The sequence below is a fragment of the Brevibacterium sp. 'Marine' genome, assembly GCF_012844365.1.
Lineage (GTDB): Bacteria > Actinomycetota > Actinomycetes > Actinomycetales > Brevibacteriaceae > Brevibacterium.
Map to the genome: position 1 here is coordinate 35,238 of NZ_CP051626.1, position 26,657 is coordinate 61,894.

23 protein-coding genes and 1 tRNA gene are annotated in these 26,657 nt (G+C 66.5%); 9 read left to right on the forward strand and 15 right to left on the reverse strand.

The window, feature by feature from the left end; genetic code table 11:
• Positions 1-69: 69 nt before the first annotated feature.
• Positions 70-1,809 carry an arginine--tRNA ligase gene (gene argS, locus HF684_RS00155; protein WP_169250801.1) on the forward strand — a complete coding sequence of 580 codons (1,740 nt, stop codon included), beginning with the start codon at positions 70-72 and terminating at the stop codon, positions 1,807-1,809.
• Positions 1,806-3,092 (forward strand): MFS transporter, encoded by a 1,287-nt coding sequence (locus tag HF684_RS00160; RefSeq protein ID WP_348981411.1) that lies wholly within the window; start codon positions 1,806-1,808, stop codon positions 3,090-3,092. The genes argS and HF684_RS00160 overlap by 4 nt, the downstream gene beginning before the upstream one ends.
• 129 nt (positions 3,093-3,221) lie before the next feature.
• On the opposite strand, the gene HF684_RS00165 is transcribed toward HF684_RS00160, so the two are convergent.
• Positions 3,222-3,962, reverse strand: a complete 741-nt coding sequence (locus HF684_RS00165; RefSeq protein WP_248279049.1) for a hypothetical protein — start codon at positions 3,960-3,962, stop codon at positions 3,222-3,224.
• Positions 3,963-4,138: 176 nt separating this feature from the next.
• On the opposite strand from HF684_RS00165, the gene HF684_RS00170 reads away from it, so the two are divergent.
• Positions 4,139-4,681, forward strand: coding sequence for a peptidylprolyl isomerase (locus tag HF684_RS00170; protein ID WP_169250802.1), 543 nt, complete (start codon positions 4,139-4,141; stop codon positions 4,679-4,681).
• A gap of 38 nt (positions 4,682-4,719) precedes the next feature.
• Positions 4,720-5,415 (forward strand): rhomboid family intramembrane serine protease, encoded by a 696-nt coding sequence (locus tag HF684_RS00175; protein ID WP_169250803.1) that lies wholly within the window; start codon positions 4,720-4,722, stop codon positions 5,413-5,415.
• A gap of 394 nt (positions 5,416-5,809) precedes the next feature.
• Here the strand turns inward: HF684_RS00175 and HF684_RS00180 are convergent, their stop codons facing one another.
• Positions 5,810-6,535, reverse strand: coding sequence for a cell division protein CrgA (locus HF684_RS00180; protein WP_169250804.1), 726 nt, complete (start codon positions 6,533-6,535; stop codon positions 5,810-5,812).
• A 308-nt stretch (positions 6,536-6,843) separates the two neighbouring features.
• On the opposite strand from HF684_RS00180, the gene HF684_RS00185 reads away from it, so the two are divergent.
• From HF684_RS00185 to HF684_RS00200, 4 genes are all read left to right on the forward strand, one after another.
• On the forward strand, positions 6,844-7,935 hold the full coding sequence (locus HF684_RS00185; RefSeq protein ID WP_169250805.1) for a class E sortase: 1,092 nt from the start codon (positions 6,844-6,846) through the stop codon (positions 7,933-7,935).
• Position 7,936: 1 nt separating this feature from the next.
• Positions 7,937-8,107, forward strand: coding sequence for a hypothetical protein (locus HF684_RS00190; RefSeq protein WP_025777182.1), 171 nt, complete (start codon positions 7,937-7,939; stop codon positions 8,105-8,107).
• The gene (locus HF684_RS00195; protein ID WP_169250806.1) at positions 8,104-8,748 is read left to right on the forward strand and encodes a gamma-glutamyl-gamma-aminobutyrate hydrolase family protein; all 645 of its coding nucleotides are present in this window, start codon (positions 8,104-8,106) and stop codon (positions 8,746-8,748) included. Before HF684_RS00190 ends, HF684_RS00195 begins: the two co-directional genes overlap by 4 nt.
• A 158-nt stretch (positions 8,749-8,906) precedes the next feature.
• Entirely contained in the window at positions 8,907-9,419 is a 513-nt protein-coding gene (locus HF684_RS00200; protein ID WP_169250807.1) for a GyrI-like domain-containing protein, read from the forward strand.
• 94 nt (positions 9,420-9,513) lie between these two features.
• Here HF684_RS00200 and pknB read toward each other — a convergent pair whose 3' ends face one another.
• The 7 genes from pknB to HF684_RS00235 form a co-directional block, all read right to left on the reverse strand.
• A complete protein-coding gene (gene pknB, locus HF684_RS00205) occupies positions 9,514-11,400 on the reverse strand; it encodes a Stk1 family PASTA domain-containing Ser/Thr kinase (protein ID WP_169250808.1) in 1,887 nt (628 codons plus the stop codon).
• A 116-nt stretch (positions 11,401-11,516) separates the two neighbouring features.
• On the reverse strand, positions 11,517-13,325 hold the full coding sequence (locus tag HF684_RS00210) for a protein kinase (RefSeq protein WP_169250809.1): 1,809 nt from the start codon (positions 13,323-13,325) through the stop codon (positions 11,517-11,519).
• On the reverse strand, positions 13,322-14,791 hold the full coding sequence (locus HF684_RS00215) for a penicillin-binding transpeptidase domain-containing protein (protein WP_169250810.1): 1,470 nt from the start codon (positions 14,789-14,791) through the stop codon (positions 13,322-13,324). The genes HF684_RS00210 and HF684_RS00215 overlap by 4 nt, the downstream gene beginning before the upstream one ends.
• Positions 14,788-16,380 (reverse strand): FtsW/RodA/SpoVE family cell cycle protein, encoded by a 1,593-nt coding sequence (locus HF684_RS00220; protein ID WP_169250811.1) that lies wholly within the window; start codon positions 16,378-16,380, stop codon positions 14,788-14,790. Before HF684_RS00220 ends, HF684_RS00215 begins: the two co-directional genes overlap by 4 nt.
• Positions 16,380-17,747, reverse strand: a complete 1,368-nt coding sequence (locus HF684_RS00225; RefSeq protein WP_248279050.1) for a protein phosphatase 2C domain-containing protein — start codon at positions 17,745-17,747, stop codon at positions 16,380-16,382. The genes HF684_RS00220 and HF684_RS00225 overlap by 1 nt, the downstream gene beginning before the upstream one ends.
• 53 nt (positions 17,748-17,800) lie before the next feature.
• Positions 17,801-18,310, reverse strand: coding sequence for an FHA domain-containing protein (locus tag HF684_RS00230; protein WP_169250813.1), 510 nt, complete (start codon positions 18,308-18,310; stop codon positions 17,801-17,803).
• Positions 18,307-19,173, reverse strand: coding sequence for a DUF3662 and FHA domain-containing protein (locus HF684_RS00235; RefSeq protein WP_169250814.1), 867 nt, complete (start codon positions 19,171-19,173; stop codon positions 18,307-18,309). The genes HF684_RS00230 and HF684_RS00235 overlap by 4 nt, the downstream gene beginning before the upstream one ends.
• Positions 19,174-19,627: 454 nt before the next feature.
• Between HF684_RS00235 and HF684_RS00240 the strand changes: the two genes are divergently transcribed.
• Positions 19,628-19,711, forward strand: a tRNA-Leu gene (locus HF684_RS00240).
• Positions 19,712-19,985: 274 nt separating this feature from the next.
• Here the strand turns inward: HF684_RS00240 and HF684_RS00245 are convergent.
• Genes HF684_RS00245 through mvk form a run of 6 tightly spaced genes read right to left on the reverse strand, consistent with a single transcriptional unit; the run spans position 19,986 to position 26,609 of the window.
• The gene (locus HF684_RS00245) at positions 19,986-21,287 is read right to left on the reverse strand and encodes a hydroxymethylglutaryl-CoA synthase (RefSeq protein ID WP_169250815.1); all 1,302 of its coding nucleotides are present in this window, start codon (positions 21,285-21,287) and stop codon (positions 19,986-19,988) included.
• Positions 21,284-22,387: a hydroxymethylglutaryl-CoA reductase gene (locus tag HF684_RS00250; protein WP_169250816.1), complete on the reverse strand. Its 1,104-nt coding sequence runs from the start codon at positions 22,385-22,387 to the stop codon at positions 21,284-21,286. The genes HF684_RS00245 and HF684_RS00250 overlap by 4 nt, the downstream gene beginning before the upstream one ends.
• Positions 22,384-23,544 (reverse strand): type 2 isopentenyl-diphosphate Delta-isomerase, encoded by a 1,161-nt coding sequence (fni, locus tag HF684_RS00255; protein WP_169250817.1) that lies wholly within the window; start codon positions 23,542-23,544, stop codon positions 22,384-22,386. The genes HF684_RS00250 and fni overlap by 4 nt, the downstream gene beginning before the upstream one ends.
• Entirely contained in the window at positions 23,534-24,637 is a 1,104-nt protein-coding gene (locus HF684_RS00260; RefSeq protein ID WP_169250818.1) for a phosphomevalonate kinase, read from the reverse strand. Before HF684_RS00260 ends, fni begins: the two co-directional genes overlap by 11 nt.
• Positions 24,634-25,650 (reverse strand): diphosphomevalonate decarboxylase, encoded by a 1,017-nt coding sequence (mvaD, locus tag HF684_RS00265; protein ID WP_169250819.1) that lies wholly within the window; start codon positions 25,648-25,650, stop codon positions 24,634-24,636. Before mvaD ends, HF684_RS00260 begins: the two co-directional genes overlap by 4 nt.
• Entirely contained in the window at positions 25,647-26,609 is a 963-nt protein-coding gene (gene mvk / locus HF684_RS00270; protein ID WP_169250820.1) for a mevalonate kinase, read from the reverse strand. The genes mvaD and mvk overlap by 4 nt, the downstream gene beginning before the upstream one ends.
• Positions 26,610-26,657: the final 48 nt, after the last annotated feature.

A 26,657-nucleotide genomic window follows, 5' to 3' on the forward strand; every position in this document is an offset into this window, starting at 1 on the left:
TCGACTGTGCGGCGACCGCGGGCCGGAACCGATGCCCAGGCAACTTGCACCCGGCAATAGAATGGGCACATGCCATCTCTGACTTCTGTGCTCACGGACCGTTTCGCCGCCGCCCTCACCCAGGCCTTCGGTGAGGACTTCGCCGGACGTGACCCCGTCATCCGCAGCAGCCAGTTCGCAGATTTCCAGGCCAATGTGGCCCTGCCGTTGGCCAAGGAGCTGAAGTCGAAGCCGCGCGACATCGCCGCACAGATCGTCGAAAACCTTGACCTTCAGGGCGTGTGTGAGACCCCGGAGATCTCCGGACCCGGGTTCATCAACCTCACCTTCACCCCCGACTTCCTCGCCTCGACCCTCGAAACCGGGGATGCCGCGGCGGCACCGGTCAACGACGCCCCGCAGGCCGTCGCCATCGACTATTCGGCCCCGAACGTGGCCAAGGAGATGCACGTCGGGCACCTGCGCACCACCGTCGTCGGCGACGCCCTGGCCCGCACCCACGAATTCCTCGGCAACACGGTCATCCGCCAGAACCACATCGGCGACTGGGGCACACCGTTCGGCATGCTCATCGAGCACCTCCTCGATGTCGGAGTCGACTCCGACGAGGCTTCCGAAGTGTCCGAGAACCCGAACGCCTTCTACCAGGCGGCCAGGGTGAAGTTCGATTCCGACGAGGCCTTCGCCACCCGTTCCCGCGCCCGCGTCGTCAAGCTCCAGGGCGGCGACGAGGAGACCCTGGGCCTGTGGACGACGCTGGTCGGCTACTCCCGCGACTACTTCAACCGCATCTACTCGCTGCTCGACGTCACGCTACGTGATGCCGACCTCGCCGGAGAGTCCACCTACAACGACGTGCTCGCCGAGGTCTGCGACGAGCTCGAGGCCAAGGGCCTGGCGACGATCTCCGACGGCGCACTGTGCGTGTTCCCCGAGGGTTTCACCGGCCGGGAAGGCGAACCCCTGCCGCTCATCATCCGCAAGTCCGACGGCGGCTACGGCTACGCAACGACCGACCTCGCCGCCGTGCGCAACCGGGCGATCAACCTGGGCGTGAACCGAGCTCTCTACGTCGTCGGCACCCCGCAGGCCATGCACTTCGAGATGGTCTTCACCGTCGCCCGCGCAGCCGGCTGGCTGCCGGAGAGCTTCAGCCCCGAACATGTGAAGATCGGCAATGTGCTCGGGTCCGACGGCAAGATCCTGCGCACCCGCTCCGGTGCGCCGCTGCGCCTGGCCGAACTCCTCGAGGAGGCCGTGACCCGGGCGAAGACGACCCTGGCAGAATCGCACGTTGACTTCACCCCCGAGGAGGCCGACGAGGTCGCGCGCATCGTCGGCATCGGTGCGGTCAAGTACGCCGACCTCTCCGTCGCCCACGACACTTCGTACACCTTCGACCTCGACCGGATGCTCGCCCCCATCGGCAACACCGCCCCGTACCTTCAGTACGCCGGTGCCCGCATCCGCTCCATCGGCCGTAAGGCCGAAGCCGAAGGCGTCGACGCCTCCCAGGTCGCGAACGCCGCGATCAGCCTCGGCGAGACGGCCGAACGTGAGTTGGCCCTGTCGATCCTCGGCTTCGCCGATGTGGTCACCGAGGTAGCCGCCGGGTCGACGCCCCATCGCCTGTGCACCTACCTGTTCGATCTCGCCCAGGCATTCACCTCGTTCTACGAGCAGTGCCCGGTGCTCATCGCCGAGACCGAAGAGCTGCGCGCCTCCCGTCTGCGGCTCTCGGCGATCGTGCTCGAGGTCCTCCAGGCCGGTCTCGGGGTGCTCGGCATCCGCGTTCCCGAGCGGATGTGAGTTCGCCTCACCGGCCCTCCGCGAAGAGGATGCTGCCCTGGATCGTTCTGGGCATCGTCATCCTCGCCCTCAACCTGCGCACCCCGATCATCGCGCCGACGGCGATCCTGCCCGCCATCCAGGAGGGCACGGGATTCAGCGCGGCCGGGCTCGGTCTCCTCACCGGCCTGCCGGTTCTGCTGTTTGCTCTGGCCACGCCGTTGGCGGGGAAGTTCATCACCCGCCTCGGGGCCGAAGCCACGGTTCTCGCATGCCTGTCCGGCGTCCTGCTGGGCACGGTTCTGCGGTCGCTCGGCCCACCTTGGCTCATGCTCGTGGGCACCGGCATCATCGGTGTGGCGATCACTCTGGGCAATATCGTCGTGCCCGTGATCATCCGCCGCGAGGTCCCGTGGGAACAGGTGTCCTTGGTCACCGGCCTGTACTCGGCGATGATGAACGTCGGGTCGATGGCCACTCTCATCGGCACCGGCCCGCTGGCCGCGGCCTTCGGCTGGCGCTGGGCTCTGGCCGGATGGGGCGTTCTCGCCTTCGCAGGCCTCGGTTTCTGGATGGTCCTCATCCGCGTGCGCGTGCGCCGAGAAGGGGAAGCCGCCCGCGCTGCCGCGGAGGCCGTCGATTCCGCTGACGACGCGTCCATCACCGAGGCGGCCCCCGCCGCGAAGCAGTCGTGGGCCGAGGCTCCGGCCTCTTTCCGGTTGATCATCGCCCTGCTCATCATCACATTCTCCGGCCAGTCGACCGCCTACTACACGACGACGACGTGGCTGCCGAGCTACCTCGGCGACACCATCGGGCTCGCTCCCACTGCCGCCGGAGGCACCGCGTCCCTGTTCCAGATCGCGGCGATCCTCGGTGCCTTCGGAGTGCCGCTGCTGGCCGTGAAGTCGAAGCCGTGGGTGCCCGTGGCGATCGTCGCGGTCCTCTGGCTGTCCCTGCCCGTGGGGCTGCTGGCGGCACCCGGCGCCTACTGGCTGTGGGCGACCACCGGCGGCATCGCCCAAGGCGGCGGGTTCACCGCGATCTTCTCGATCATCGCCCGCACCGCCGGCAGCGACGCCCAGACCGCGTCCGCCTCGGCGCGCGTGCAGTTCGGCGGCTACCTCGCAGCGACCCTGGCCCCGCCGTTCGCCGGCTGGCTCAACACCGCGACCGGCGGATGGACGGCACCGCTGCTGCTCATCCTCGCCGCCACCCTCGCGTTCACGATCACAGGGCTCGTGGCAGCCCGCCGGGCCGGCGGCTTCCCCCGCAGCGGACGCGAGGTCCTCGACCCCGAATAGTCTATTGCTACCTGACGGCGGCTCAGCAACCTCGCGCCAGGTTGCTCAGCCGCCGTCAGGTAGCAATAAGGATTCAATGCCGATAGAAACGACGAGGCGGCCCACCTTTTGGTGGGCCGCCTCGGTGACTCAGTGCTTGGCGTCGGAGCCTTCAGCGGACTCCGAAGCCGGCTTCGGAGCGGGAACCTCGTCCGCGGCCTCGGCCTTGGTCGACGGCACGGCGGTCTGCGAGACCTCGGTGGCGGCGGCCTGACGCGAAGCCGGGGTCGAACCGACCGGACGGGCATCGGCGGGACGGTTGTTCGGCAGCGGGGTCGACCAGGGATCTTCGACCGGCTGGGCCTTCTTCCACACGTAGTAGCCGATTCCGGCGGCCGAACCGATGACGAGTGTCCACACGAGTGCGGCCTTTCCGCCGCCGGACTTGCGAGCGGTGTCCTTCTCGATGCGCTTGCCGGCGTTGGCGAGGGCCTTGCGAGCCTTCTTCATGGCCTTCTTGTCCCCGGTGAGGCGGACAGCCAGGTCATCGATGAGCTTCGGGGTCTCGGCAGCGGACAGCGAAGTCGCGGCATTCGACGCGAACTTGCCGGCGCGTTCGGTCGCTTCGGGACGGTAGGACTCGAGCTTGTCGGCCCAGTTGTGGACCTGATCATTGGCCTTGTCGGCCAGAGCTTCGACCTGCGGACGTGCCTTCTCGGCGAACTCTTCGGCCTTGCCTGCCAGTGCCTCGACCTGGGGGCGGGCCTTGTCGGCGGCCTCACGCAGCTTCGGGGCTGCGGTCTCGCTGGCATCTGCCAGGACTCGGAGTGACGTCTGCTTCGCGGAATCGAGCTTCGAAGTGAGCTGATCTCGAGTGGGCTTCTTCGACATAAACTGTTCCCAATCCTTAGATGTCGGTGGTCAAGGTGATCACCGACCAGTCTACGGCCTCGGGGCAAACCTGGGGACAGCGGATGTCATCGAATTGTCTGCGGATCGCCTGACAGGTTGGGCAACGGACCTGGTGCGAAACTGCATTCACCGCCTCGGCGTGGAAGAATGAAGTCATGACTACAGCCTCAACGCATACCGCAGTCCTGCACACCAACCACGGGGACATCACCCTCAACCTCTTCGGCAACCATGCCCCGAAGACCGTGGCCAACTTCGTCGAACTGGCCCAGGGTGAGCGTGAGTTCACCGATCCGTCGACCGGCGAGCCGACCAAGCGCCCCTTCTTCGACGGGCTCGGCTTCCACCGCATCATCTCGAACTTCATGATCCAAGGCGGCTGCCCACTGGGCACCGGCACCGGCGGACCCGGCTACACCTTCGATGACGAGATCCACCCGGAACTGCAGTTCGACCGCAAGTACCTGCTGGCCATGGCCAACGCCGGCAAGCAGATGGGACGCGGCACCAACGGCTCGCAGTTCTTCATCACCACCGCCGAGACCCCCTGGCTCAACGGCAAGCACACCATCTTCGGTGAGGTCGCCGATGAAGCCGGTCAGAAGGTCGTCGACGAGATCGAAGGTGTGCGCACCGCTGCGATGGACAAGCCGGTCGAGCCGGTCGTCATCGAGAAGGTCGACATCACCGCGAAGTGAGTCACGGTCCGCAGAGGACCACTGAGTACCATGGTGTGATGGACACACCTGAGGAGGGCTCGGCACGGGAAACCGGCCGGGCCCTCTCTGCATCCCCGCCGCTGATCACCCGCACGCTCCTCATCGTCACCATCGTGGCCTTTCTCGCGGAGCTCATACCCGGCCTCGACCTGCTGCGGCGGCTGAGCTTCGTTCCCGCGCTCACGCTCGACCAGCCGTGGCGGGTCCTCTCGGTCGCACTCGTCCACGAGGAGCCCTCACCGTTCCACCTGCTGGCGAACATGATCGGCCTGTTCTTCTTCGGATCCTTCGTCGAACGAGCCCTGGGACATTGGACGTTCCTGACCGTCTACATCATCGGCACCGCCGGCGGTTCGGCCATGGTGCTCCTGCTGGCCGACCCCTTCAGCGTCGACTGGGTGACGAACCACATAGGTGCGTCGGGCGCGGTGTTCGCGATCGTCGGCGTCCTCTTGGCTCCGACCCGTCGACTCGACCGGAACATCGCCGGGGTTCTCGTGTTCGTCGCGCTCAACTTCGGCTATGGGTTCCTCGTCCCGGGGGTGTCCTGGGAGTCCCACCTCGGCGGGCTGATCACCGGATTCGTCCTCGGCTGTGCGGGGCTGCTGGGACCACAGCGATCGCGGACGCTGGTGTTCACGGCGAGCTCGGTCGGTCTGGTGGTGCTCATGGCGCTCGGTGGGGCGTGGAAGATGGCCGGCCTCGGGCTGTGAGCGCGGACCGGGCTCCGGTCCCTGTCTCGGTCTCTGAGTTCGAGACGATCGGCAGCTGCGGAGAGCTTCCTCGGCACTGCCAGGCTTTTACCAGACAAAAGCCGATCTGTGTGCACTCTGCAGTGGAAAATTCTTTGTCCACAAGCTCTATCCACAAGGTGGATAACTTACATGCGTGTGTTTAGCCAGGTCAGAGCCCTGAAATAAGTTTTCCACAAGCGACGCACCCGGCTTGGGTATAACTCGATGCTTGTGGATTGTTGACGCGGGACTGCGAGTGCCGAAACGCGTAGGGACCCGGTGAATGCAGATTGTCTGGTCCATCCGCGGTGATTCCGAGCTCGGAATCACCGCGGATGGACCAGACAATCGACGCGCGTGCGGCCGGGACCGGCTAACGCCAACGTGTGGACATGATCAGACCCGCCACGAAGAAGGCGAAGCCGATGAGGATGTTCCAGTTGCCCCAGGCCTCGACGGGGAAAGCGCCCTGGGTGATGTAGAAGGTGACGAGCCAGATCAGGCCGACGAGCAGCAGGCCGATGAGCACCGGCAGGAACCAGCTCGGATTCGGCTTGATCGTCTGCTGGCCCGAGGTCGAGGTGTAGCTCGCGGTCTTGCGTCCCTGCGGCCGCTTGGCCGGATTGCCCGAACGGGACGTCCGCTTGGCAGCCGCACCTTTCGAGCCGGTTGTCTTGGAGCCCGATGATTTGGAATCAGAGGCCTTCGAGTCCGAGGTCTTCGACGTCTTCACACCCTTGCCCGACTTCGCATCCTTGCTCGAGTCGGACTTCTCGGCCGACTTCTCGTCCTTGGCCGCCTTGTCCTTCTTCCCGACGGCCGCGGTCTCGGAGTCCTTCTCGGAGCCCTTCGCAGAAGCCTTGTCGGAGTCCTTGCTCTCCGCGTCCTCGTCCGCGGAATCGTCCGTCAGATCGTCCGCAGCGGATTCGGTCGCATCCGATTCTTCGTCAGCAGCCTCGGCGACATCGGTGTCGAGCGATTCGGTCTCGAGTTCCTCGACCTCGGCAGCCTCGACCGCTTCAGCGGACTCGGCCTGCTTCGCCTTGGCCGCCGACGAAGTGCGAGAAGTGCGCTGGGGGCGTCCTTTGGACTTGGCCACAAGTACTCCTTTGTCGGTCGACCGTCGTTGGGTCGCCGAATGAATGGTTGGGGACGATCGCAGACCAGTCTACTCGGGGCGGGGGTCACAGTGAAAAACTCCGACTACCCTGAAAGCGCCCCGAGCGCGCCCCGAACGATGATTCCCATAGGATAAAGTGCATAGGGGTGTCCCCGCCTGTCTTCTTCGACGGCCCCCGACAATGCAGTGACAGTCACGGAGCAGAAGTGGTGAATAGTTCCTCCTCGGGTAACGAGCCGGGCGTGAATCCGCCCTCGCGACCCACTATCCGTCCTGCTCAGAGACGGATGTCCACCTCCCACTCTGCCGATCAGCAGGTCGGGCACTCTGCCGGTCGGTCCGCGGACGACTCCGCTGCCGCCGGCGACCAGCCGCTGCCCAGCCGACGCGAGCTGCGGCGCAGGGAAGCCGAAGCCGCCGCAGCCCAGGGCGAACCGACCGCCGTCTACTCAGACGCCCCGCCCGTCTACGAACAGCCTCAGCCCACCCACGCCCAGCCCACGCACGCCCAGACCACTCAAGCCATGCCCGCGGTCCCGCAGGGTCACGGCGGACAATCCACGCAGGGCCGCCTCGGCGAGGATCAGCCCCAGAATCGTCCCGTAACTCGACGCCGGCGCCGACGTCAGCCGGCGGAGAAGGAACCGCTCGGCCCGATCCGCGGGACCGTGCGCACCTTCGGCGAACTGTGCATCACGGCCGGACTCGTCCTCATCCTCTTCGTCGTCTGGCAGCTGTGGTGGACGGACATCCAGGCCAACCGCGACAACGAAGTGCTCGCCGACGAACTCACCCAGGACTGGGCGAATCAGGACCCGAACGAACTGCCCGACGATCCGGACGAACCCGTGGTCGCCGAACCTGTGGGCAAGAACGAAGCCTTCGGCATCTTCTACATCCCGCGCTTCGGAGACGACTACTACCGCACCGTCGCCGAGGGCGTCGACCTCGAACCCGTGCTCAACCGGATGGGTGTGGGCCGCTACCCGAACTCGGCGATGCCCGGCGAGGTCGGGAACTTCTCCGTCGCCGGTCACCGCGTGACCTACGGCAAGCCGTTCAACCAGATCGCGAATCTGCGCCCGGGCGACGAGATCATCGTCCAGACGAAGGACGGCTTCTACACCTACACCTTCCGCAACTTCGACATCATCCTCCCCGATGCCGTCGAAGTGCTCTCGCCCGTGCCCGACGCACCCGACTTCAAGGGCAAGGACCGGATCCTGACGATGACGGCCTGCAACCCGATGTTCTCCGCCCGGGAACGCTACGTCGCCTACGCCGAACTCACGGACTGGACGCCGGCCGGCAACGGAGCGCCCGACAGCATCAAGGACTCGAAGGCCTACGACAAGGTCAGCAAGAACGGCGGTGCCTGATATGTACGCATTCATCTGGCGGATCCTTCCGGGCAACTGGGTCGTCAAACTCATCCTCGCCCTCATCCTCATCGCGGCGGTCGTCCTCCTGCTCATGCAGTACGTCTTCCCCGTGATCGCCCCGTATATGCCCTTCAACAACGCCACAGTGACCGAGACCGGACAACAATGACCTCAATCCTCGTCATCGACAACTACGACAGCTTCGTCTACACGCTCGTGTCCTATCTGCGCGAGCTCGGCGCCGACGTCGACGTCGTCCGCAACGACGACATCCCCGCCGCCGAGGTGGCCGCCACCGTGGCCGCCTATGACGGCGTGCTCCTGTCCCCGGGTCCCGGCGTGCCCGCCGAATCCGGAGTCTGCCCGCCCCTGCTGTCCTGGGCGGAGACGACAGGCATGCCCGTGTTCGGCGTCTGCCTGGGCCATCAGGCCCTCGGCGAGGTGTTCGGCGCCGAGGTGACCCACTCACCCGTGCTCATGCACGGCAAGACCTCGGTCATCACCCACGACGGCGAAGGCATCTTCTTCGGCTGCCCGAGCCCGCTGACCGTCACCCGCTACCATTCGCTGGCGATCGTCGACGAGACCCTCGACCTCGAGAAGTTCGCCGTCACCGCCCGCACCGACGACGGCATCGTCATGGCCATCGAACACCGGGAGAAACCCCTGTTCGGCGTCCAGTTCCACCCCGAATCCGTGCTCACCGAATGCGGGTACCTCATGCTCGGCAACTGGCTCGAGGTGTGCGGTCTCGACGGTGCCGCCCAGGCGGCGGCGGGCATGTCCCCGTTGGCGACCGCGATCGCCTGAGAATTCCCGCCGATCCCTGGTCTCAGGGTTCTCGCCGAGGCGGCCGATCGTTATGATCGTGAGCACAGTGATCCCTGTGCGCAGACGATCCGAATTCGCGCCGGGGTCCGTGCACGACCGTGAGTGCCGTGCACGAGAGACGAACAGGAGCAGCGACGATGTCAGAACCGACCTATCTGCGCGAGGAACCGTTCACCGAACTCACCGTCATCGAGGTCCCGGCGACTCCGGCAGCAGTCGTCGAGGCCCGCGAAGTCCACATGTCCGACCTGCCTGAGCTCTTCGACGCCACGTTCTCCGGGCTCTTCCCCGTGCTCTCCGAGGCGGGCCTCGAACCCGCAGGACCGGCCTTCGCCCTCTACACCCGGCAGCCGAGCGAAACGGTGGATCTGCAGGTGGGGATCCCCACCTCGGCGGGGCTGAAGAGCGCGGAGCCGATCGCCGGTGGGCATATCGTCATCCCTGCGGAGCTGCCCGGCGGATCCATGGCCGTGCGCAGCCACCTCGGCGGATATGACGGGCTCGGGGAATCCTGGGCACAGCTGCTCAAGGACGCGGTGGCGGCCGGGCATCGTCCGGGATTGCCGTTCATCGAACTCTATGTCACCGAACCCAGCCCCGAGGCGGATCCCGCCGATATGCGCACGGACCTGTTCCTCACCGTGGATTGAAGAAGGAACCGCGTCACCGACACTCACCGGAGACGACAGCGGACGGGCCAGTCGATGACTGACCCGGCCGCCCGGCGTTCGAAGGGTATGCGGCTCAGTTGCCGATGATGCCTTCGGACCAGTTGTCGAAGAGCCCTCCGCCCATCGAGTCCTTGTCCTTATCGTCCTTATTGTCCTTGTCGTCGTCTCCGTTGTCTCCGTCGTCGCCGGGTGCGGTCGGGATGCCTCCGGGGACCGAGGGAATCGAGGGCGACGGCTCCGGCGGCTTCTTGGCCACCTTCACGGTGATCTCCGAGCCCTGCTTGACCTCGCTGCCGCCGGTCGCGGACTGTTCGAAGACCTTCTTCTCATCGTGTTCGTCGGTCTCGACCTCTTCGGTCTTGCACGTGAGCTGGTACTCATCGCCTTCGAGGGTCTTGCAGGCCTCCTCGGCGGTCTGGCCGGTGACATCGGGGACCTCGACCATGCCCGAAGACACGACGAGATCGACATTCGAATCGACATCGACCTCCTGACCGTCACCGGGCTTGGTCTCGATGACCACGCCCTTCTCCACATCCGGGGAATTCTGAGAGATATGGGTGCCGGCCTGCAGACCCGCGTCATTGATGATCTTCCGCGCCTGCTCTTCGGTCTTTCCGGAGACGTCGGGGATCGTCACGGACTCGGGGCCGGAGGAGATGATCAGTTTGACCACGCTGTCCTTGTCGACCCTCTGACCGCCCGGAGGATCGGTTTCGATGGCCTTGCCCTTGTCGACTTCCGAGCTGTACTTCTCGTCCGTGTCCACGCGCAGACCCTGGTGGATGAGGGCCGCCTCGGCCTCGTCTGCGTCCATATTGGCCACATCCGTGACTTCGACCTGAACGATCGGTTCGGGTTTGTTGATTTCGTACACCCACAGGGCCACGGCGGCCAGGGCGAGGAGGACGAAGATGCTGCCGATCCAGACCCACGCGCGCGAACGCTTCTGCGGCGGCCGTTCCTCCTGGTTGGTCATGATCGTCGACACCGGTCCGGTCTCGGGAGCGGCATCGGCCTCGTTGGCATGGGCCATCGGGGCGGTCATGGGCGGGGCCATCATCGGATACGCCTGAGTGGCTTCGACATCGTCTTCGAAGCTCATGGGACGGCCGTCGCGGGCGGCGAGCACGTCCTCACGGAAGGTGTAGGCATCCTGGTAGCGGGCGTCGCGGTCCTTGAGCAGAGCGTGGAGGAGGAGCCGGTCGACGGCCGGTGGGATGTTCGAGTTGTAGAAGCTCGGCGGCTGCGGAGTCTCTCCCACGTGTTGGTAGGCCACGGCCAGCTGGGAATCTCCGACGAACGGGGGACGACCGGCCAGCAGCTCGTAGAGCAGGCAGGCGGTCGAGTACAGGTCGGAGCGGGCGTCGACGACTTCGCCGCGGGCCTGCTCGGGGGAGAGGTACTGGGCGGTGCCGACGACCGACTGGGTCTGCGTCAGCCCCGAATTGTCCTTGAGCGCTCGGGCGATGCCGAAGTCCATGACCTTGATGTCACCCTCGGGGGTGAGCATGACGTTCGCGGGTTTGATGTCGCGGTGGACGATGCCGTTGCGGTGGGAGTACTCGAGCGGGGCGAGGACTCCGGCGATGACGTTCAGCGCCTCGTCGACGGTGAGTGTGCCGTGCTCGTTGAGGACTTCGCGCAGGGTCTGACCCTCGACGTATTCCATGACGATGAACGGCACGGACACCGACGAGCCGCCGGATTCGACGAATTCCTCTTCACCCGAATCGTAGACGGAGACGATTCCGGGATGGTTGAGACCGGCCGCGGACTGGGCCTCGCGCTTGAGCCGAGTATGGAACGACGGATCGCGGGCGAGATCGGAGCGCAGAAGTTTGATGGCCACGCGACGTCCGAGACGGTTGTCGACGCCCTCATGCACTTCCGCCATGCCCCCACGGCCGAGGAGCGCACGAACTTCGTAACGCCCCGACAGCACCTTGGGTTCACTCATGTATGTCCTCCGCTAGTCTCACCCGTTCGGTGGGTTCGTTCTCACCCGAACCGGGTCGAGTTTCAGTATCTCAAACTCTTCGTTTCTCGTACTCGCTGCTCGGTATCGTTCAATGTCTACTCATTGCCATTGTTCCCGCCTGAGTTGCCACTGGCGTCCGAGCTGTTCGCGTTGCCCGACGACGTCGAATCGCTTCCGGACCCAGTGCCGGACGAGGACTCACTTCCCGAGGTGTCGGCGGAATCCCCGGAACTCGATGAGTCCGACTCGCCCGACGTCTCCGAGGAACCTTCGGAGCCCGAGTCGGTCGAGGTCTCGGAGTCCGAGGAAGAGCCCGAGTCCGAATTCGACTGGCTTCCCTCGGAATCGCTGCCGGAGTCCGATTCACTGCTGCTCGAGGAATCGGAGTCCGAGTTCGTCTCGGAGCCATTGCCCAGACCCGGATCGGAACCGGAATCCGAGGCCGGCTCCTGCGGCTCTTCGGCGGGACCGGCGGAGATGTAGAGGGTCACGGTGTCGCCTTCTTCGAAGGTGTATCCGTTGTCGCCCTCGCCGACATCGGCGACCGTTCCGGCGGTGCGCTCCGAGTTGATGTCGGTCGTCTCGACCTCGAGGCCTTGGTTCTCGAGGTTCTGCGTCGCCGAGGATTCCGTGAGTCCGATGTAATCGTTCGGATCGATCTCGATCGTCTTCGCCGCCTCCGACGTCGGTGCCGAGGTGGACGGTTCCGGTTCGGGTTCGGCATTGCCTCCGCCGAGGAAGAACCACAGCAGGGAGCCGACGGCGATGAGGGCGATGATCGCAAGGATCCAGATGAGGACGCGGCCCTTGTTCGAGGGCTTGTCCTTCTCCAGATCCTGATTCTGCGGATCGTTGGGATCGATCTGTCCCGTATTCGCCGCAGCGGCTCCGGCACCGGCGGCTCCAGCGCCGACGATCCCGGCGGCGGCCCCGTTCGGGTACACCTGGGTCGCATCGTTCGAGGAGGTGACGGGCAGGGTCTTCGTCGTGGCTGCCGGCTCCGGGTTGTTGAAGACCTGGGTCAGGGCTTCGGACGCTGCGGCCCCGTGCCGCATCTGCGGGACGAGCTCCTCGGCTCCGGCGATGTCCCCGGCCGAAAGCGCCTCGGCGGCCTTGGCGACCTTGAAGGCATCGGAGGGTCGACGTTCGGGCTTCTTCTCCAGCAGGCAGTCGACGAAGCGGCGCAGCGGTTCGGAGACCGTGTCCGGCAGCGGCGGGTGCTGCTGATTGACCTGGGCGATGGCGATGGCCACCTGCGAGTCTCCGGTGAAGGGACGCTGACCGGCCAGGGCCTCATAGGCGATGATGCCGAGTGCATAGAGGTCGGAACCGGGCCCCGACCCCTTGCCGGTGGCCTGTTCGGGAGCGAGGTACTGGGCGGTTCCCATGACCTGCCCGGTCTTCGTCAGCGGTGCCTGATCGGTGACCCGGGCGATGCCGAAGTCCGTGATCTTGACCCGGAAGTCCGGAGTCATGAGGATGTTGCCGGGCTTGATGTCACGGTGGATGACACCCACCTTGTGTGCGGCACCGAGGGCGGCAGCGGCCTGGGTGACGATGGAGAGCGTATCGGTCTCGGACAGGGGCGCGCTGCGTTCGATGATGGCCGACAGAGCCTCACCGGGCACGTATTCCATGACGAGATAGGGCGAACCCTGCTCGTCGCCGTAGTCGTAGACGCCGGCGATTCCCGGGTCGGAGACCCGACCCATGTTCTGGGCCTCGGCCCGGAACCGGGCGAGGAAGGTCGATTCGGAGAGGTACTCGTCCTTGAGGATCTTCGCCGCGACCTCACGGCCGAGCACGGAGTCCACACCCTTCCAGACCTCGCCCATGCCGCCGACGGCGATGCGGGAGGTGAGTTTGTAACGGTTGCCCAACAGGGTGCCTTCGACGGGTCTCATTTCTCGACCACCGCTTCCATCATGTTCTTCGCGATCGGCCCTGCGACCGTCGCACCATAAGCTTCATTGCCCGCGTTTCCGCCGTTCTCGACCACGACCGCGACCGCGACCTGAGGGTCGTCGGCCGGGGCGAAGGAGATGAACCAGGCATGGGGTGCCGCGCCCTTGGCGTGCTGGGCGGTGCCGGTCTTCGCTGCGACCTTCGTATCGCCCATCTTCGCCACCGAAGCGGTGCCGTTCTCGACCACACCGGTCATCATGTCGGTGAGCTTGTCGGCGGTATCTCCGGATACGGGACGCGACATCTGGCTCGGGCGGGTCTCGGAGATCGGCTCGAGGGTGTTCGCATTGAGCACCCGGTCGACGAGCTGAGGCTTCATCATCTTTCCGCCGTTGGCGATTCCCGCGGTCATCATCGCCATCTGCATCGGAGTCGACCTGACCTCGTACTGGCCGAGCGAGGACTGAGCCAGCTGCGGCGGATTGAGGTCGGACGGGAAGGAGGACGGGGTGACGCCCAGGGGGATCTCGAGGTCTTCGCCGAAGCCGAACTTCTCGGCCTGCTCCGCGATCGCGTCCTCCCCGAGGTCCATGCCCAGGGAGGCGAAGGAGGTGTTGCACGATTCGGCGAGCGAATCGGCCAGGGTCGGCTTCCCCCCGTTGCGGCAGGCACCGGGATGCGAGTTGCCGATCGTCGCCGTCGTCTGCGGCAGATCGAGCGTGGCAGGCCCGTTGAGCTGCGAATCGGGCTCGTAGTCGCCGGATTCCAGGGCGGCCGCCGCGACGAGGACCTTGAACGTCGATCCGGGCGGGTACAGGTTGCCGCCGATCGCACGGTTGTAGGCGGGCTTGCCGTCGGCGGCTTCGAGGTTCTTGAAGGCCTGGCTGGCTTCGGTCGAGTCATGGCTGGCCAGGGCGTTGGGGTCCCAGCCCGGGGTCGAGGCCATGGCCAGGATCTTCCCGGTCTTCGGGTCGAGTGCCACGGCGGCGCCGTTCTGGTTGCCCAGTCCGTCCCATGCCGCCTGCTGCACCTTCGGGTCGATCGTCAGCTCGACGGCGGCGCCGCGAGGCTGCTCACCGGTGAAGAAGCTGCCGACTTTGTCGTAGAACAGGGCGTCGGAATCGCCGGAGAGGTAGTCACCGGCGGCGCGTTCCATCCCCGAGGCCCCGGACACGACGGAGTAGTAGCCGGTCAGCGAGGCGTAGGCGCGCGGATCGAGGTTGTCCGAGCCGTATTTGCGCTGGTACTTGTACTTGTCGTCGACGGGCTCCGAATAGGCGATCGGTGTGCCGTCGACGAGGATCGGACCGCGATCACGGGCCAGCTGGTCGAGGATCCGCCGGTTGTTCAGCGGATTGTTGTTCAGCGAATCCGCGGTCACGTACTGCACCCAGCTCGTCGACCCGAACAGGAGCGCGAACATGACGAATCCGACGACGGCGATATGCGTCAATGGCTTCTTCATCGTTCACCTCCGGTGGGTCGTTGGTCGGTGGCATCGGAGTCGGTGGGTGCCTCACCGCGGGGCTGTGCGCCCGCGGACGGCAGGTTCGTCGTCGGAGCTTCGCCGTCGAACGCACGGTCATCTGCCGGCGGCAGGTTCGTCGTGGGGGCATCCTCGTCGACGGTGCGCGCCGAGGCGGCCGAGTCCTCGGCAGGGGCGCCCGCGGGAACGGGCTGCGGATCCTCGGTGATGGTGAGCACTCCGGTGTGGAATTCCTCCACGGGGCGCCGGGCATTGTCCGAGATCCGCAGCAGCAGGGCGATGATCATCCAGTTCGCGATGAGCGAGGAACCGCCCTGAGCGAGGAACGGCGTGGTCAGACCCGTCAGCGGAATGAGACGTGTGACGCCGCCGACGACGACGAAGACCTGCAGGGCGATCGTGAACGACAGGCCCGTGGCCAGCAGAGTGCCGAAGCCGTCGCGCAGCTGCTGAGCAGTGCGGATTCCGCGCTGGAAGATGAAGAGGTAGCACAGCAGAATGACGAAGAGGCCGGCCAGGCCGATCTCCTCACCGAAGCTGGCGTAGATGAAGTCGGATTCGGCGTAGGGGACCATATTCGGTCGGCCCTCACCGAAGCCGGTGCCGATGAGTCCGCCGTTGGACATGCCGAACAGACCCTGCACGAGCTGGTAGGAACCACCGGGAGTCTTGTTGTACTCCTCGGGAGTCAGCGCATTGAGCCACCCGGACACACGCTGGTCCACATGGGAGAAGAGGAACGTCGCCGCTACCGCACCGGCGGAGAAGAATCCGAGGCCGAGGATGATCCACGAGACCTTCGAGGTGGCCACATAGAGCATGGCGACGAAGAGGCCGAAGAAGAGCAGCGAGGTGCCGAGGTCGCGTTCGAAGACGAGCACGCCGACGCTGGCGACCCAGGCGACGACGATGGGTCCGAAGTCGCGCAGACGGGGGAAGCGGATGCCGAGGATCTTCGGTCCCGCGGCGACGAGTTGGTCCTTGTAGGTGACGAGGTAGCCGGCGAAGAAGATGGCCAGCAGGATCTTCGCGATCTCACCGGGCTGGAAGGACAGGGGGCCGACGCCGATCCAGATGCGGGCGCCGTTGATGGTCTTGCCGATGCCCGGGATGAGCGGAAGCACGAGGAAGACCAGGGCGGCGAAGCCCGAGACATAGGTGTAGCGGCGCAGCCAGCGGTGGTCGCGGACGACGAAGATCACGGCGATGGCCAGGCCCACGCCGAGTGTCATCCACACCAGCTGGGTCATCGCCGAACCGAGGTATTCGTCGCGGCCGAGGTCGACGCGGTAGATCATGGCCAGGCCGAGGCCGTTGAGCAGCACCGCGATCGGCACGAGCACGGGATCGGCGTATTTCGCCTTGATCCACACGATGATGTGGAGGATGACGCCGAGTGCGGCCAGCCATGCGGCATAGCCGTAGACATTGGCCGGGATGGTGTCTTCGACACCGAGGCCGACGAGAGCGTAGGCACTGGTGGCGACGGCGATTGCCAGGATCAGGAGACCGAGCTCGGCCAGCCGGTAGGTTCTGGGGCGCGCGGTCTGCGAGGGAGCCTGGTTCATCACTGCGACTCCCGGGTGATGGCGTCACTGGGATCAGCGGACTTCGAATCCGGAGGTGAGGGGGCCGGGTCGCTCGGACTCGTCGAGTCCTCGACATCGCCGGACATGCCGGAGGAGCGATCGGATTCCTTGCGCAGATTGTCGATGATGCGATCGGCCTCATCGCGTGAACCGGCGGGAATCGATCCGCGCAGACGGTCCTGGGAGTAGCTGTTGAGGCTGCCGACCTCGATGTCCGTGGTGTCGACGAGGCGACTGAGCTCGATGGGCCCGAGCGTCGTGTCGAGGCCGCGGTAGAGGGAGACCTTGCCGTCGTCATCGGCGACATAGTACTGGTGGCTGACGTAGTTGTACGCGAAGAATCCGCCGACGGCCAGCGCGACGATCACGATGGCGGTGATGATCCATCCGAGGTAGGACCTTTTCTCGACCTCATCGTCGAGGTCGGCCTCCTCGTCTGCAGCGGTGTTCGTCCGCAGCTGCTGAGTAGTGCCGTCGCGAGCTTCGACGTCCTCGCCGTCCACGGTCTGGATCGGTGCGGTGTCGGCGGACACGTCGTCGTCGGCGAAGGTCTCATGGGCTTCGGTGTCCACGGCCGCCTCGGCGTCGGGGTTCGCACCGATCGCGGCGTAGCGGGGGTTGAGGTGGACGGAGCCGACGGACACGCCTGCGGTGGTCTCGACCTCGCCCTCGAGGACATCGCCGACGACGACGGTGACGTTGTCGGCTCCGCCACCGGCCAGGGCCAGGTCGATGAGCTGTCGGCAGGCCTCGTCGGGGTCGGAGACCTCTTTGAGCACGCGAGTGATGTCGTCGATGTCGGCGAAGCCGGTCAGACCGTCCGAGCACAGCATCCAGCGGTCGCCGACCTGGGCCTCGCGCAGGGACAGGTCGAGATCGGGGGAGGCCCCGACGTCGCCGAGGACCTTCATCACGACCGAACGCTGCGGGTGGGTCTCGGCCTCCTCGGCGGTGATCCGGCCCTCGTCGACGAGCATCTGCACGAACGTGTGGTCGTGGGTGATCGGCTGGAGCTTGTCGTCGCGCAGCACATAGCCGCGAGAGTCCCCGATATGAGCGAGAGCGAAGCGGTTGCCGGGGGCACGCAGAACGGCGGTGACGGTGGTGCCCATTCCGGCGAGTTCGGGCTGCTCGCCGACGCCGCGGCAGATGCGGTCGTTGGCTTCGAGGATCGAGGTGCGCAGGAGTTCGAGGGCGTCCTCGCCGCCGGGCTCGTGATCGAGTTCGGCCAGACGGGAGACGGTGATCGCCGAGGCGACATCTCCGCCGGCGTGACCGCCCATTCCGTCGGCGATGAGCAGGAAATTGGGTCCTGCGTAGCCGGAGTCCTGGTTGTTCTTACGCACCAGCCCGGTGTGAGACCGGGCTGCCGAACGGAGAGTGATGGTACCGCCGGTCGTCACGATTGGGTCTCCAGGGTCGTATGTCCGATGGTGATCCGGGTGCCGATGGCCAGCTGGATGGGTCCGGTCATGCGTGAGCCGTCGACGATGGTGCCGTTCGTCGATCCGAGGTCTTCGAGCATCCAGGCCCCGTTCTTCGCCGAGATCCGCGCATGATGGCTGGAAGCGAAGTCGTCATTGATGATGATCGTGTTGTCGGGAGCCCGCCCGAAGGTCACAGGCGCCCCCGAGAGCATCAGCGTCTGCCCGGCCAAGGGGCCGTCGGTGATGCGGATGGTGCCCGGATGGGCGTGGGCGACCGGAGCGGCCGCCGGACGAGGTGCGGGAGCCGGACGGGACGGTGGCGGCGGGGCGGACTTGGAGCCGCCTCGGCGAGATTTCCGTCCGGCGCGGGCCTTCCGCGGGCCGAAGATGTCGCGACGGAGGACTCCGGCGACTCCGAGGACGAAGAGCCAGAGGATGATGAAGAATGCCAACCGGAAGACGGTGACGGTGAATTCGCTCACTGGGCGTCCCGCTCGTTGTAGTGGACCTCGGCCTCGCCGGCGAGGAGGACATCGCCGTCGGACAGGGTCGCCGATGTCAGTTTGCGTCCGTGCAGCAGTGTGCCGTTCGTCGAACCGAGGTCGTTGGCCACGGCACGGTCACCCTCGACGACGATCTCGAAGTGACGGCGCGAGACGCCGGGATCGTCGATGACGAAGTCCGAGCTCGACGAGGAACGGCCGAAGGTGTTCGTGCCCTGGCGCAGCATCTGCGTGCGACCGTCGATGGTCACGCTGGCTTCGATGCTGCGAGCGGGGGCCGGTGCCGGTGCGGGACGGGCGCCAGAGTTCTGCCGGGGTGCCGCGGCCGGGGTCGAACGGGCGGGTTCCGGGGAGCGGCGCGGGGTCACGGGCCGAGACCCGGAGTTCGGGGACTCGCCGACGATCGGATTCGCCCGCGAGATCGGGTCGTAGCCGCCGCGGTTGGCCGGCTGAGCGGCAGGAGAGCCGTCGGGACGCTGGGTCGAGGACACGACGCGGTACATTCCCGTGTCGAGGTCGTCGGCGAGAGCGAATTCGACGGAGACGGGACCGACGAAGCTGTAGGCCTGTTCGACGGCGTGATCGCCGACGACCTGGCGCAGATCGGAGCGCAGCTCGGACTCGAGGCCGGAGAGCCGGTCGTGGTCGGTCTGCGAGAGCTCGATGACGTAGTGGTTGGCGGTCAGGGTGCGACCGCGGGAGACCACAGCGGCCTTGTTGTCGGCCTCACGGCGCAGGGCTCCGGCGAGCTCGACGGGTTCGACCTGGGATCGGAAAGCCTTCGCGAAGGCGCCGTTGACGACGTTCTCCAGCCCCTTCTCGAAGCGATCGAGTAACCCCATGGCACCTCCTCATCAGGTGTTGCCGTTGCCGGACGAACTCTTCGCCAAGCGTCTCCGAGTGCTCTGACCAGGTGGTCCTGATCACGTGCACTCTGGGCACATCAACACCCAATCCTAACGCGGTGAGGCTCTCAACTCACGTCACGCGTGTTCGCAGGGCGAAGCTGTGCCGGGATTCCCTGCGCGCGTCCAGGGAAGATCGAGGGAGTGCACGCGGTGCAGGTGGGCCCGTGTGCGGGGCGAGGGTGGGCGGCCGCGTGGGGTGAGCACGGGCCGAGCGGGTGCGGCCGTGTGTGGCGAGGGCGGGCGCTGGGAAGGCTGAGGACGTGGGACTGCGAGGGGCGAGGGCGTAAGGTCGCACGGGGCGAAAATGTGAAGGTGGACACGTTTGGGCGGTTTCGGCTTCCTCGGTTTTCGGTTTCGCCGTCTCCGATGCTAGAGTTTTACCTTGTTCGCGCGAGTGGCGGAATTGGTAGACGCGCTGGCTTCAGGTGCCAGTGGCCGCAAGGTCGTGGGGGTTCAAGTCCCCCCTCGCGCACAGCGAATGACAAGCCCCTCACCGAGTCCCGACAGGGTCAGGGTGAGGGGCTTCGTCGTGCCTGCGGTCGGTTGAAGAGGGGTTCGGCGGCCGTCGAACGCGAAATGGTACAGGTTTCTTCGAACGGCTCAGGGAACAAAGCGAGCCCTTCGAAGGAACCTGTACCAAAACTTGCGAAAGGCCCAGTTTGAGTTGAGCAGCCCTGTTTCAAACATGGGCTGTTCAACTCAAACTGGGCCTTACGCAATGCGTGGGGCGTCGGTGAGGTCGGGAGCTAGGCGCGCTCGTAGATGCGGGCACCGCCCTTGATCCCGGCGAAGCGGAACGGTCCCGCGGTCACCTTCGGGGTCGTGACGTCCTCGGCGCTGGAGAGTTCGGTCGCATGGAGCGCGCGATAGGCGTCGATGGACAGCGGCACTCGGGCGTCGAGCGCCTCGGTGACGGCCTGTCGGCGCGAATGCTGCTCGTAGCCGGGGACGACGCGGGTGGTGAAGAACTCACCGACGCTGCCCGATCCGTAGCTGAAGAATCCGATGCGCCTCCCCGCGAGATCCTCATCGTGGTTGAGCAGCGAACACAGTCCTGCATAGAGCGAAGCGGTATAGGAGTTGCCGAGGCGACGGTTGTACAGGGTGCTCGTGGCCAGCCCGGTATCGCGCGGACCAGTGGCAACGGAGTTATCGGCACCGGCGGCAGCGGCCGGCCCCGAGGCAGCGTCCGAGTTGGCGGCAGCTGTGCCAGAACCGGCAGCGCCCGCGCCGGCACCCGCGACGATGTCCGTCTCGAGATCCTCACCGGTGAGCCCGGCGAGGTGGACCTGCGCCTTCTTCGCCATCTTCGTGAACGGCTGGTGGTAGAGCACGCGGTCGATCTCGGCCATGGCCGGTCCGCCCTGCGCGGCCAGATCGGTCCACGCTCCGGTGAGCGAGTCGAGGTATGCGGTGACCGACAGTGCCCCGTCGACGATCGCGGTCGACGAATCGTTCGGACGCCAGAAGTCGTCGACATCGGCCGAGTTCAGACCCGAGACCGGTTCGATCTCGAGCAGCTTCGGATCCGCGGAGACGAGCATCGCCACGGCACCGGCGCCCTGAGTGGGCTCACCGGGTGTGTCGAGTTCGTAGCGGGCGACATCCGAGGCGATGACGAGCACCCGCTGGCCGGGAGAGCGGGTGACGATGCCGACGGCGGCCTGCAGCGCGGCCGTCGCCGAATAGCACGCTTCCTTGACCTCGACGACGCGCATCTGCGACGGCAGGTCGAGCAGCGAGTGCACGGCCATACCGGCGGCCTTCGACTGGTCGATCCCCGATTCGGTGGCGAACAGCAGGGTGCGGATGCCCTCGGAACCGCTGCGCCGGATGATCGGCGCGGCGGCCGCGGCCGCCATCGTCACGACATCCTCATCGGGAGCCGGGAAGCTGAACTCGTCCTGGCCGAGGCCGAGGCGGAACTTGTTCGGATCGGTTCCGTTCGCCGCGGCGAAGTCATCGAGACTGACGACATGATGGCTCGTGGCCAGTTCGATGTCATCGATGCCGATCGGTGCAGTGCCCGCAGCAGTGTGTGATGTCATGCGGCCTCGCCGTCCTCTCGCTGAGCGGCGGAATCCCGCTCTGCCTCAGCCTTGCGTTCCATCTGACGGTGAGTGTCCATCAGCTCACCCGGGTTCGTCTGCGCTGCGAGCAGAGAGAGCTCACCGCACAGCACGGTCGCGGCCATGAGCGCGGCCAGGCGACGCGAATTCGCTCCCGGCTCACGATCCTCACGGCAGCCGAGACGCTCGAGCGCCTCATCGACGTGCGGCAGATCCTTGCCGTTGCCGACGGTGCCGACGATGAGGTGCGGCAGCGTCGTCGAGAAGTACAGGCCTTCGGGGCGGTTCTCCGCATAGGTGATGCCCTGCGAACCTTCGACGATGTTCGCCGCATCCTGACCGGTGGCCAGGTAGAAGGCGAGCAGCATGTTCGCATAGTGGGCGTTCGCCGAGCGCAGGGCTCCGGCGATCGTCGACCCGACGAGGTTCTTGCGCACGACGAGTTCGACGATCTTGTCCGCGCTCGTGCGCAGGCGACGCTCGACGACTTCGTGGGGCAGGACGATCTCGGCGACGACATTGCGTCCGCGCCCGAGGATTCCGTTGACCGCGGTGGCCTTCTTGTCCGAGCAGTAGTTGCCGGACACCGAGCCGTAGTCGAGGCCCAGCTGCCAGGACAGGATGGTGTCCATGAGCGAATCCGAGGCCTGGGTGACCATATTGTGGCCCGAGGCGTCGTTCGTGCGGAAGGCGAAGCGGACGAAGAGCAGGTTCCCGACGATCTCCGGATGGATCTCGATGAGCCGGCAGTGGCCGGATCCGGCTTCGACGACGGATTCGAGTTCGCGGGTGCGGTGACGGATGGCCTGCGCGGCCGCCTCGGCGCCGATCGCGGATTCGGCGACGAACAGCACGGACCGGGTCATCCGCTCATCGACGATGACGGTGCGGATCCCGCCCTCGATCTCACGGGAGATCGACGCCCCGCGGCCGACGGAGGGCCACAGCGGGGTCTCGTAGGTTGCCAGGGGCACGGCCACCTCGGTGTGGGTGCCTTCGGGAGCCAGCGCTTCGCCGCTGACCCGCAGGGGACCGACCCATGTGGTGGGGATCCCGGTGATCGTGGTCTGCTGATTCACAGCTGATTCCTCCTCGAAAGGACGTCGGATCGGTGCGAGAGCGCGGTGACGTCGATTCCGCGCAGGCGGGCGAACTCGCCGAGGCGGCCCCGCGTGAGCAGGTCCGTGGCCGTGAGGTCCGTGGATCGCTGCGCCCCGAGCAGGGCGAACAGAGCCGAGGTCTGAGTCTGCCAGGTGTGCACGAGATCGACGAGCCCGTCCGGACCGTGGTCGAGCACGGTCTGCAGGAACGTGCCGGCGACGCCGACGGCGCGAGCACCGCAGGCCAGTGCTTTCACGACATCATAGGGGTTGCGCACGCCGCCGGAGGCCAGGAGCACGCGGTTCGAGACGCCGTCGCCCATCGTCGTCTCGGTCGTCCACTCGGCCGGGGCGTCGAGCAGGCAGGCCAGGGCCGACTGGCCGAAGCCGGTGAGCATGGAGAAGTCCTCGGCCGGTGCGCGATCGTTCTCGATGCGCAGGAAGTCGGTGCCTCCGGCTCCGGAGACATCGGCGTACTGGACCCCGATATCGGCGAGCAGTCTCAGAGTCCGGCGGCTGAGTCCGAATCCGACCTCCTTGACGACGACGGGCACGGGGCAGGCGGCGACGATGTCCTCGAGTCCGGACAGCCAGGTGGAGAAGTCGCGGGTGCCTTCGGGCATCGCGGTCTCCTGCACCGGGTTGATGTGCAGCTGGAGGGCATCGGCGTTCAGCAGCTCGACGGCCCGTCGGGCATCATCGGCGCTGCGACCGGCACCGAGGTTGCCCATGACGAAGCCGTCCGGGTTCTCCTCGCGGATGACGGTGAAGCCCTTCGCTGCCTCGGCGTCGTCGAGGGCCACGCTCATCGATCCGCAGGCCATGGGCAGACCGGTCTCGGCGGCGGCGATGGCCAGGTCCCGGTTGATCTTCGCCGTGGTCTCCGTGCCGCCGGTCATGCCGTTGACGTAGAAGGGCGTCGGCCAGGTCCACTCGCCTAAGTTCACCGTGAGGTCGACGCGGTCGGGGTTCGTTCCCGACAGGGCGTGGTGGACGAATTCGAGGTCGTCGAAGTCGGTCCGCCGCGGCCCTTCCGTCTGCTGCGCCGAGGCGAGGCGAACATGGTCGTCCTTGCGGGAGGCTCGTGAGGCCTTGGTCTCCGGGGTCTCGACCGATGCCGGGGTCTCAGAACTCATCGATCTCGCCTTCCTCTCGGTGGGCACCGAGGTCCAGGGGTCGGATTCCGGCGGCTTCCCAGCCGCTGAGAATGGTCTGTGCTTCGGTGTGTGCTTCGGTCCGTGTTTGAGCGAGAGCGATTCCGCAGTCGCCGCCGCCGGCGCCCGAGGGCTTCGCTGCGGCCCCGTGGGTTTCGGCGATCTCGCACAGGTCGTGCAGGGCCTCGGTTTCGATGAGGCTGCCCGTGGAGTCGCTCAGTCGCCGCAGCAGGGCACGTACGGAGCGGATCGTGGTCAGGCTCGCCTCGGCATCGTCGGCGTCGAAGGCCGCCACGAGATCGTCGACGAGGGTGTGCGACTCGGCGGCGAAGGACTTCAGCGGGCGGTGCCTCTCCGGCGCCGGCGTGTGGACGCGTGTGACGAGATGTTCGGTCGACGCCGGTGATCCGGTCCAGCCGACGAGGAGGTCGAGCGAGCTCGGTGGGGTGACCCGTCGGGCCGAGCAGCCGGCCCATTCCGAGCAGCTCATGGCGGAGACGACCCCGTGGGCCTCGCGGTGATCGTGCAGGGCGGCACGGTCGGGGGAGGAGTAGCGGATCCAGCCGCCGAAGGTGCTGGCGGCGAGATCACCGCCGGAGGCCTTCGTGGAGATCGCGATGGTCGAAAGTACCGCGAGTTTGAAGCGTTCGGTCAGGGTCAGCCCGAGTCGATAGAACTCATCGAGAGCGGCGATCGTCGCCACCGTCACCGCCGCCGAGGAGCCGAGTCCGAACTTCCGGCCGTCTGAGTCATTGAGTTCGCTGGAGATCTCGAGATCGAAGTAGCGGGGGCTGGCACCCCGGCCGGAGCGCAGCTCTTCGACGGTGGAGATCGCCGAGAGCACGTAGTCGAAGGGACGCTCGTCGACGATGATGTGCTCACCATCGTCTTCGCGCCGCCACACGACGGGAGCCTGACCGTATTCGCTCGAATGGATGCGGCCGGCGCCTTCGCTCTCGGTCAGCCGGACGGTGATGCACCGGTCGACGGCGATGAGCACGGCCGGCTGTCCGGGTTCGACGACGGCGTATTCGCCGGCGATGAACAGCTTGCCGGGTGCCCGGGTCTCGATCATGCCCGGCTGCCCTCACCCGCAGCCGGGTTCACTGCGTCTGCGGGCGGGACTGCGTCAGCGGCGGTGAGCAGGTGGGCTCCCGGGCCCGGTCCGACGACGCGAACGTCGCCGAAGCCGGAGAGCTTCTCGGCCAGTGCCTCTGCGTCTGCGGGGCGGACGATGACGGCGACGTTCGGGCCGGCATCGGCGGTCGAATAGGCTTCGATTCCCGACTCGCGGGCGTCGGCCACGGCGTCGAAGATCGCGTGGCTGGTCGGATTGAGGAACCGGATCGGCGGCACGGTGGACTGGATGAGTCCGTGCATGCGCAGGGCGTGGGATTCGGTGATTTCGCCGATGCGGGTGAAGTCCCCGGCCGCACAGGCGGCGACCATCTGCTCGAGGTAGTCCTCGGTCGAGGACACCCAGCCGGAGTAGAAGGGTGAGGTGGCGGCGGTCAGGCGCATCGCCTCGCGGGAGGACACGGCTTTCCTAGCCCGGTTGACGGTGACGATGATCATCCGCATATCCGGGGCGGGCACGGTCTCGGCGAAGGAGGAGGCGTCGTCGCCGGCGTGCCAGACGGCGATGCCGTCGGGAATCGAGCGGCAGGCCGACCCCGAACCGCGGCGGGCCAGCCGGCTGAGATCGCGCGGTGCGAGATCGAGGTCGAAGGCTGCGGCGGCGGCCGTTCCCAGAGCGGCGAAGCCCGACGCCGAGGAGGCCAGACCGGCACCCGTGGGCACGGAGTTGCGGGACCGGACGAGGACCCGGTCATCCCGTCCGGCCAGGGCGCGGACATGGTCGAGGAAAGTCGAGATGCGGTCGGTCTGGCCGGGATCGGCGAGTGCGCCGTCGAGTTCGAGGACATCGGTCTCGGCGTCCGGGGCGGGCACCACGGTGGTCGTGGTCTCGAAGTGGTCCAGCGTCAGGGACAGACTGCCCGCAGCGGGCAGGATGAGCTCCTCATCGGCCTTGCCCCAGTACTTGACCAGGGCGATGTTCGGGTAGGCCCGCGCCGTCGTCGTTCTCATGTCGGTCTGACCTCCGTCGTCCAGGTGCGGGGTGCTCCCGCCTTGCGCAGGGCCTCGGCGAGCTCTTCGGCCGAATCATCGTCATCGGCCAGGGCCAGCACGCAGCCGCCGAGTCCGCCGCCGGTGAGTTTGGCGCCCCGGGCTCCGGCCGCGGTGGCGGCAGCGACGAGGGAATCGAGGGTCGGGGTCGACACACCGAGGCTGCCGAGCAGTCCATGGGCTTCGTTCATCAGCGTGCCGATCGTCTCACGATCACCGGAGCGGATGGTGTCGACGGCGGAATCGGTGATTTCGGCAAGACGGTCGATCATCCCTCCGATGCGCACAGGATCGGCGTCACGGCGAGCACGGACCCCTCCGACCGCCTCGGCGGTGGACCCGTGATGACCGGAGTCCGCGAGGACGAAGACGAGGCGCTGACCGACGTCGATGGTCTGGGCGCACCCGGTCTGGAAGCGGATGGGGGCGGGTTTGGCCACGGCCCAGGCGTCGATTCCGCTGGGTCGGCCATGGGCGACGGTTTCGGCCGCCTGCACGATCTCGTGGAGGGTGTTCTCGTCGAAGACCGTCGCATGCAGGTTCGCGACCGCGCGGGCCACGGAGGTGGCCACGGCTGCACTCGAACCCAGGCCGCGGCTGTGGGGGATCGCCGAACGGATGAGCAGCTCCACCTCGGCGTCGGGGTTCCCCACGGCTTTCAGTGCGGCGTTGAGACCGGCGACGACGGGGCCCATCGGCTCCGGAGCGGTCTGCGCATTTCCGGAGAACAGCTGGCTCTCGATCCGGGTCTCCTGATGCGGGGACCGGCGGATATCGGTCTGGACTCCGAGTCCGTGCAATGGCACTGCGACGGCCGGAGAGCCGTAGACAACCGCGTGTTCGCCGAACAGGATCGCCTTTGCGTGGGCGAAGCCCTGGGACGTGCCCTGGGCGGGTTCGGTCTGAGAGGAATTGTGCATGCAGGATGGTTTCGGAGTCTGTGGATTGATTTCACCATCATATGCCGT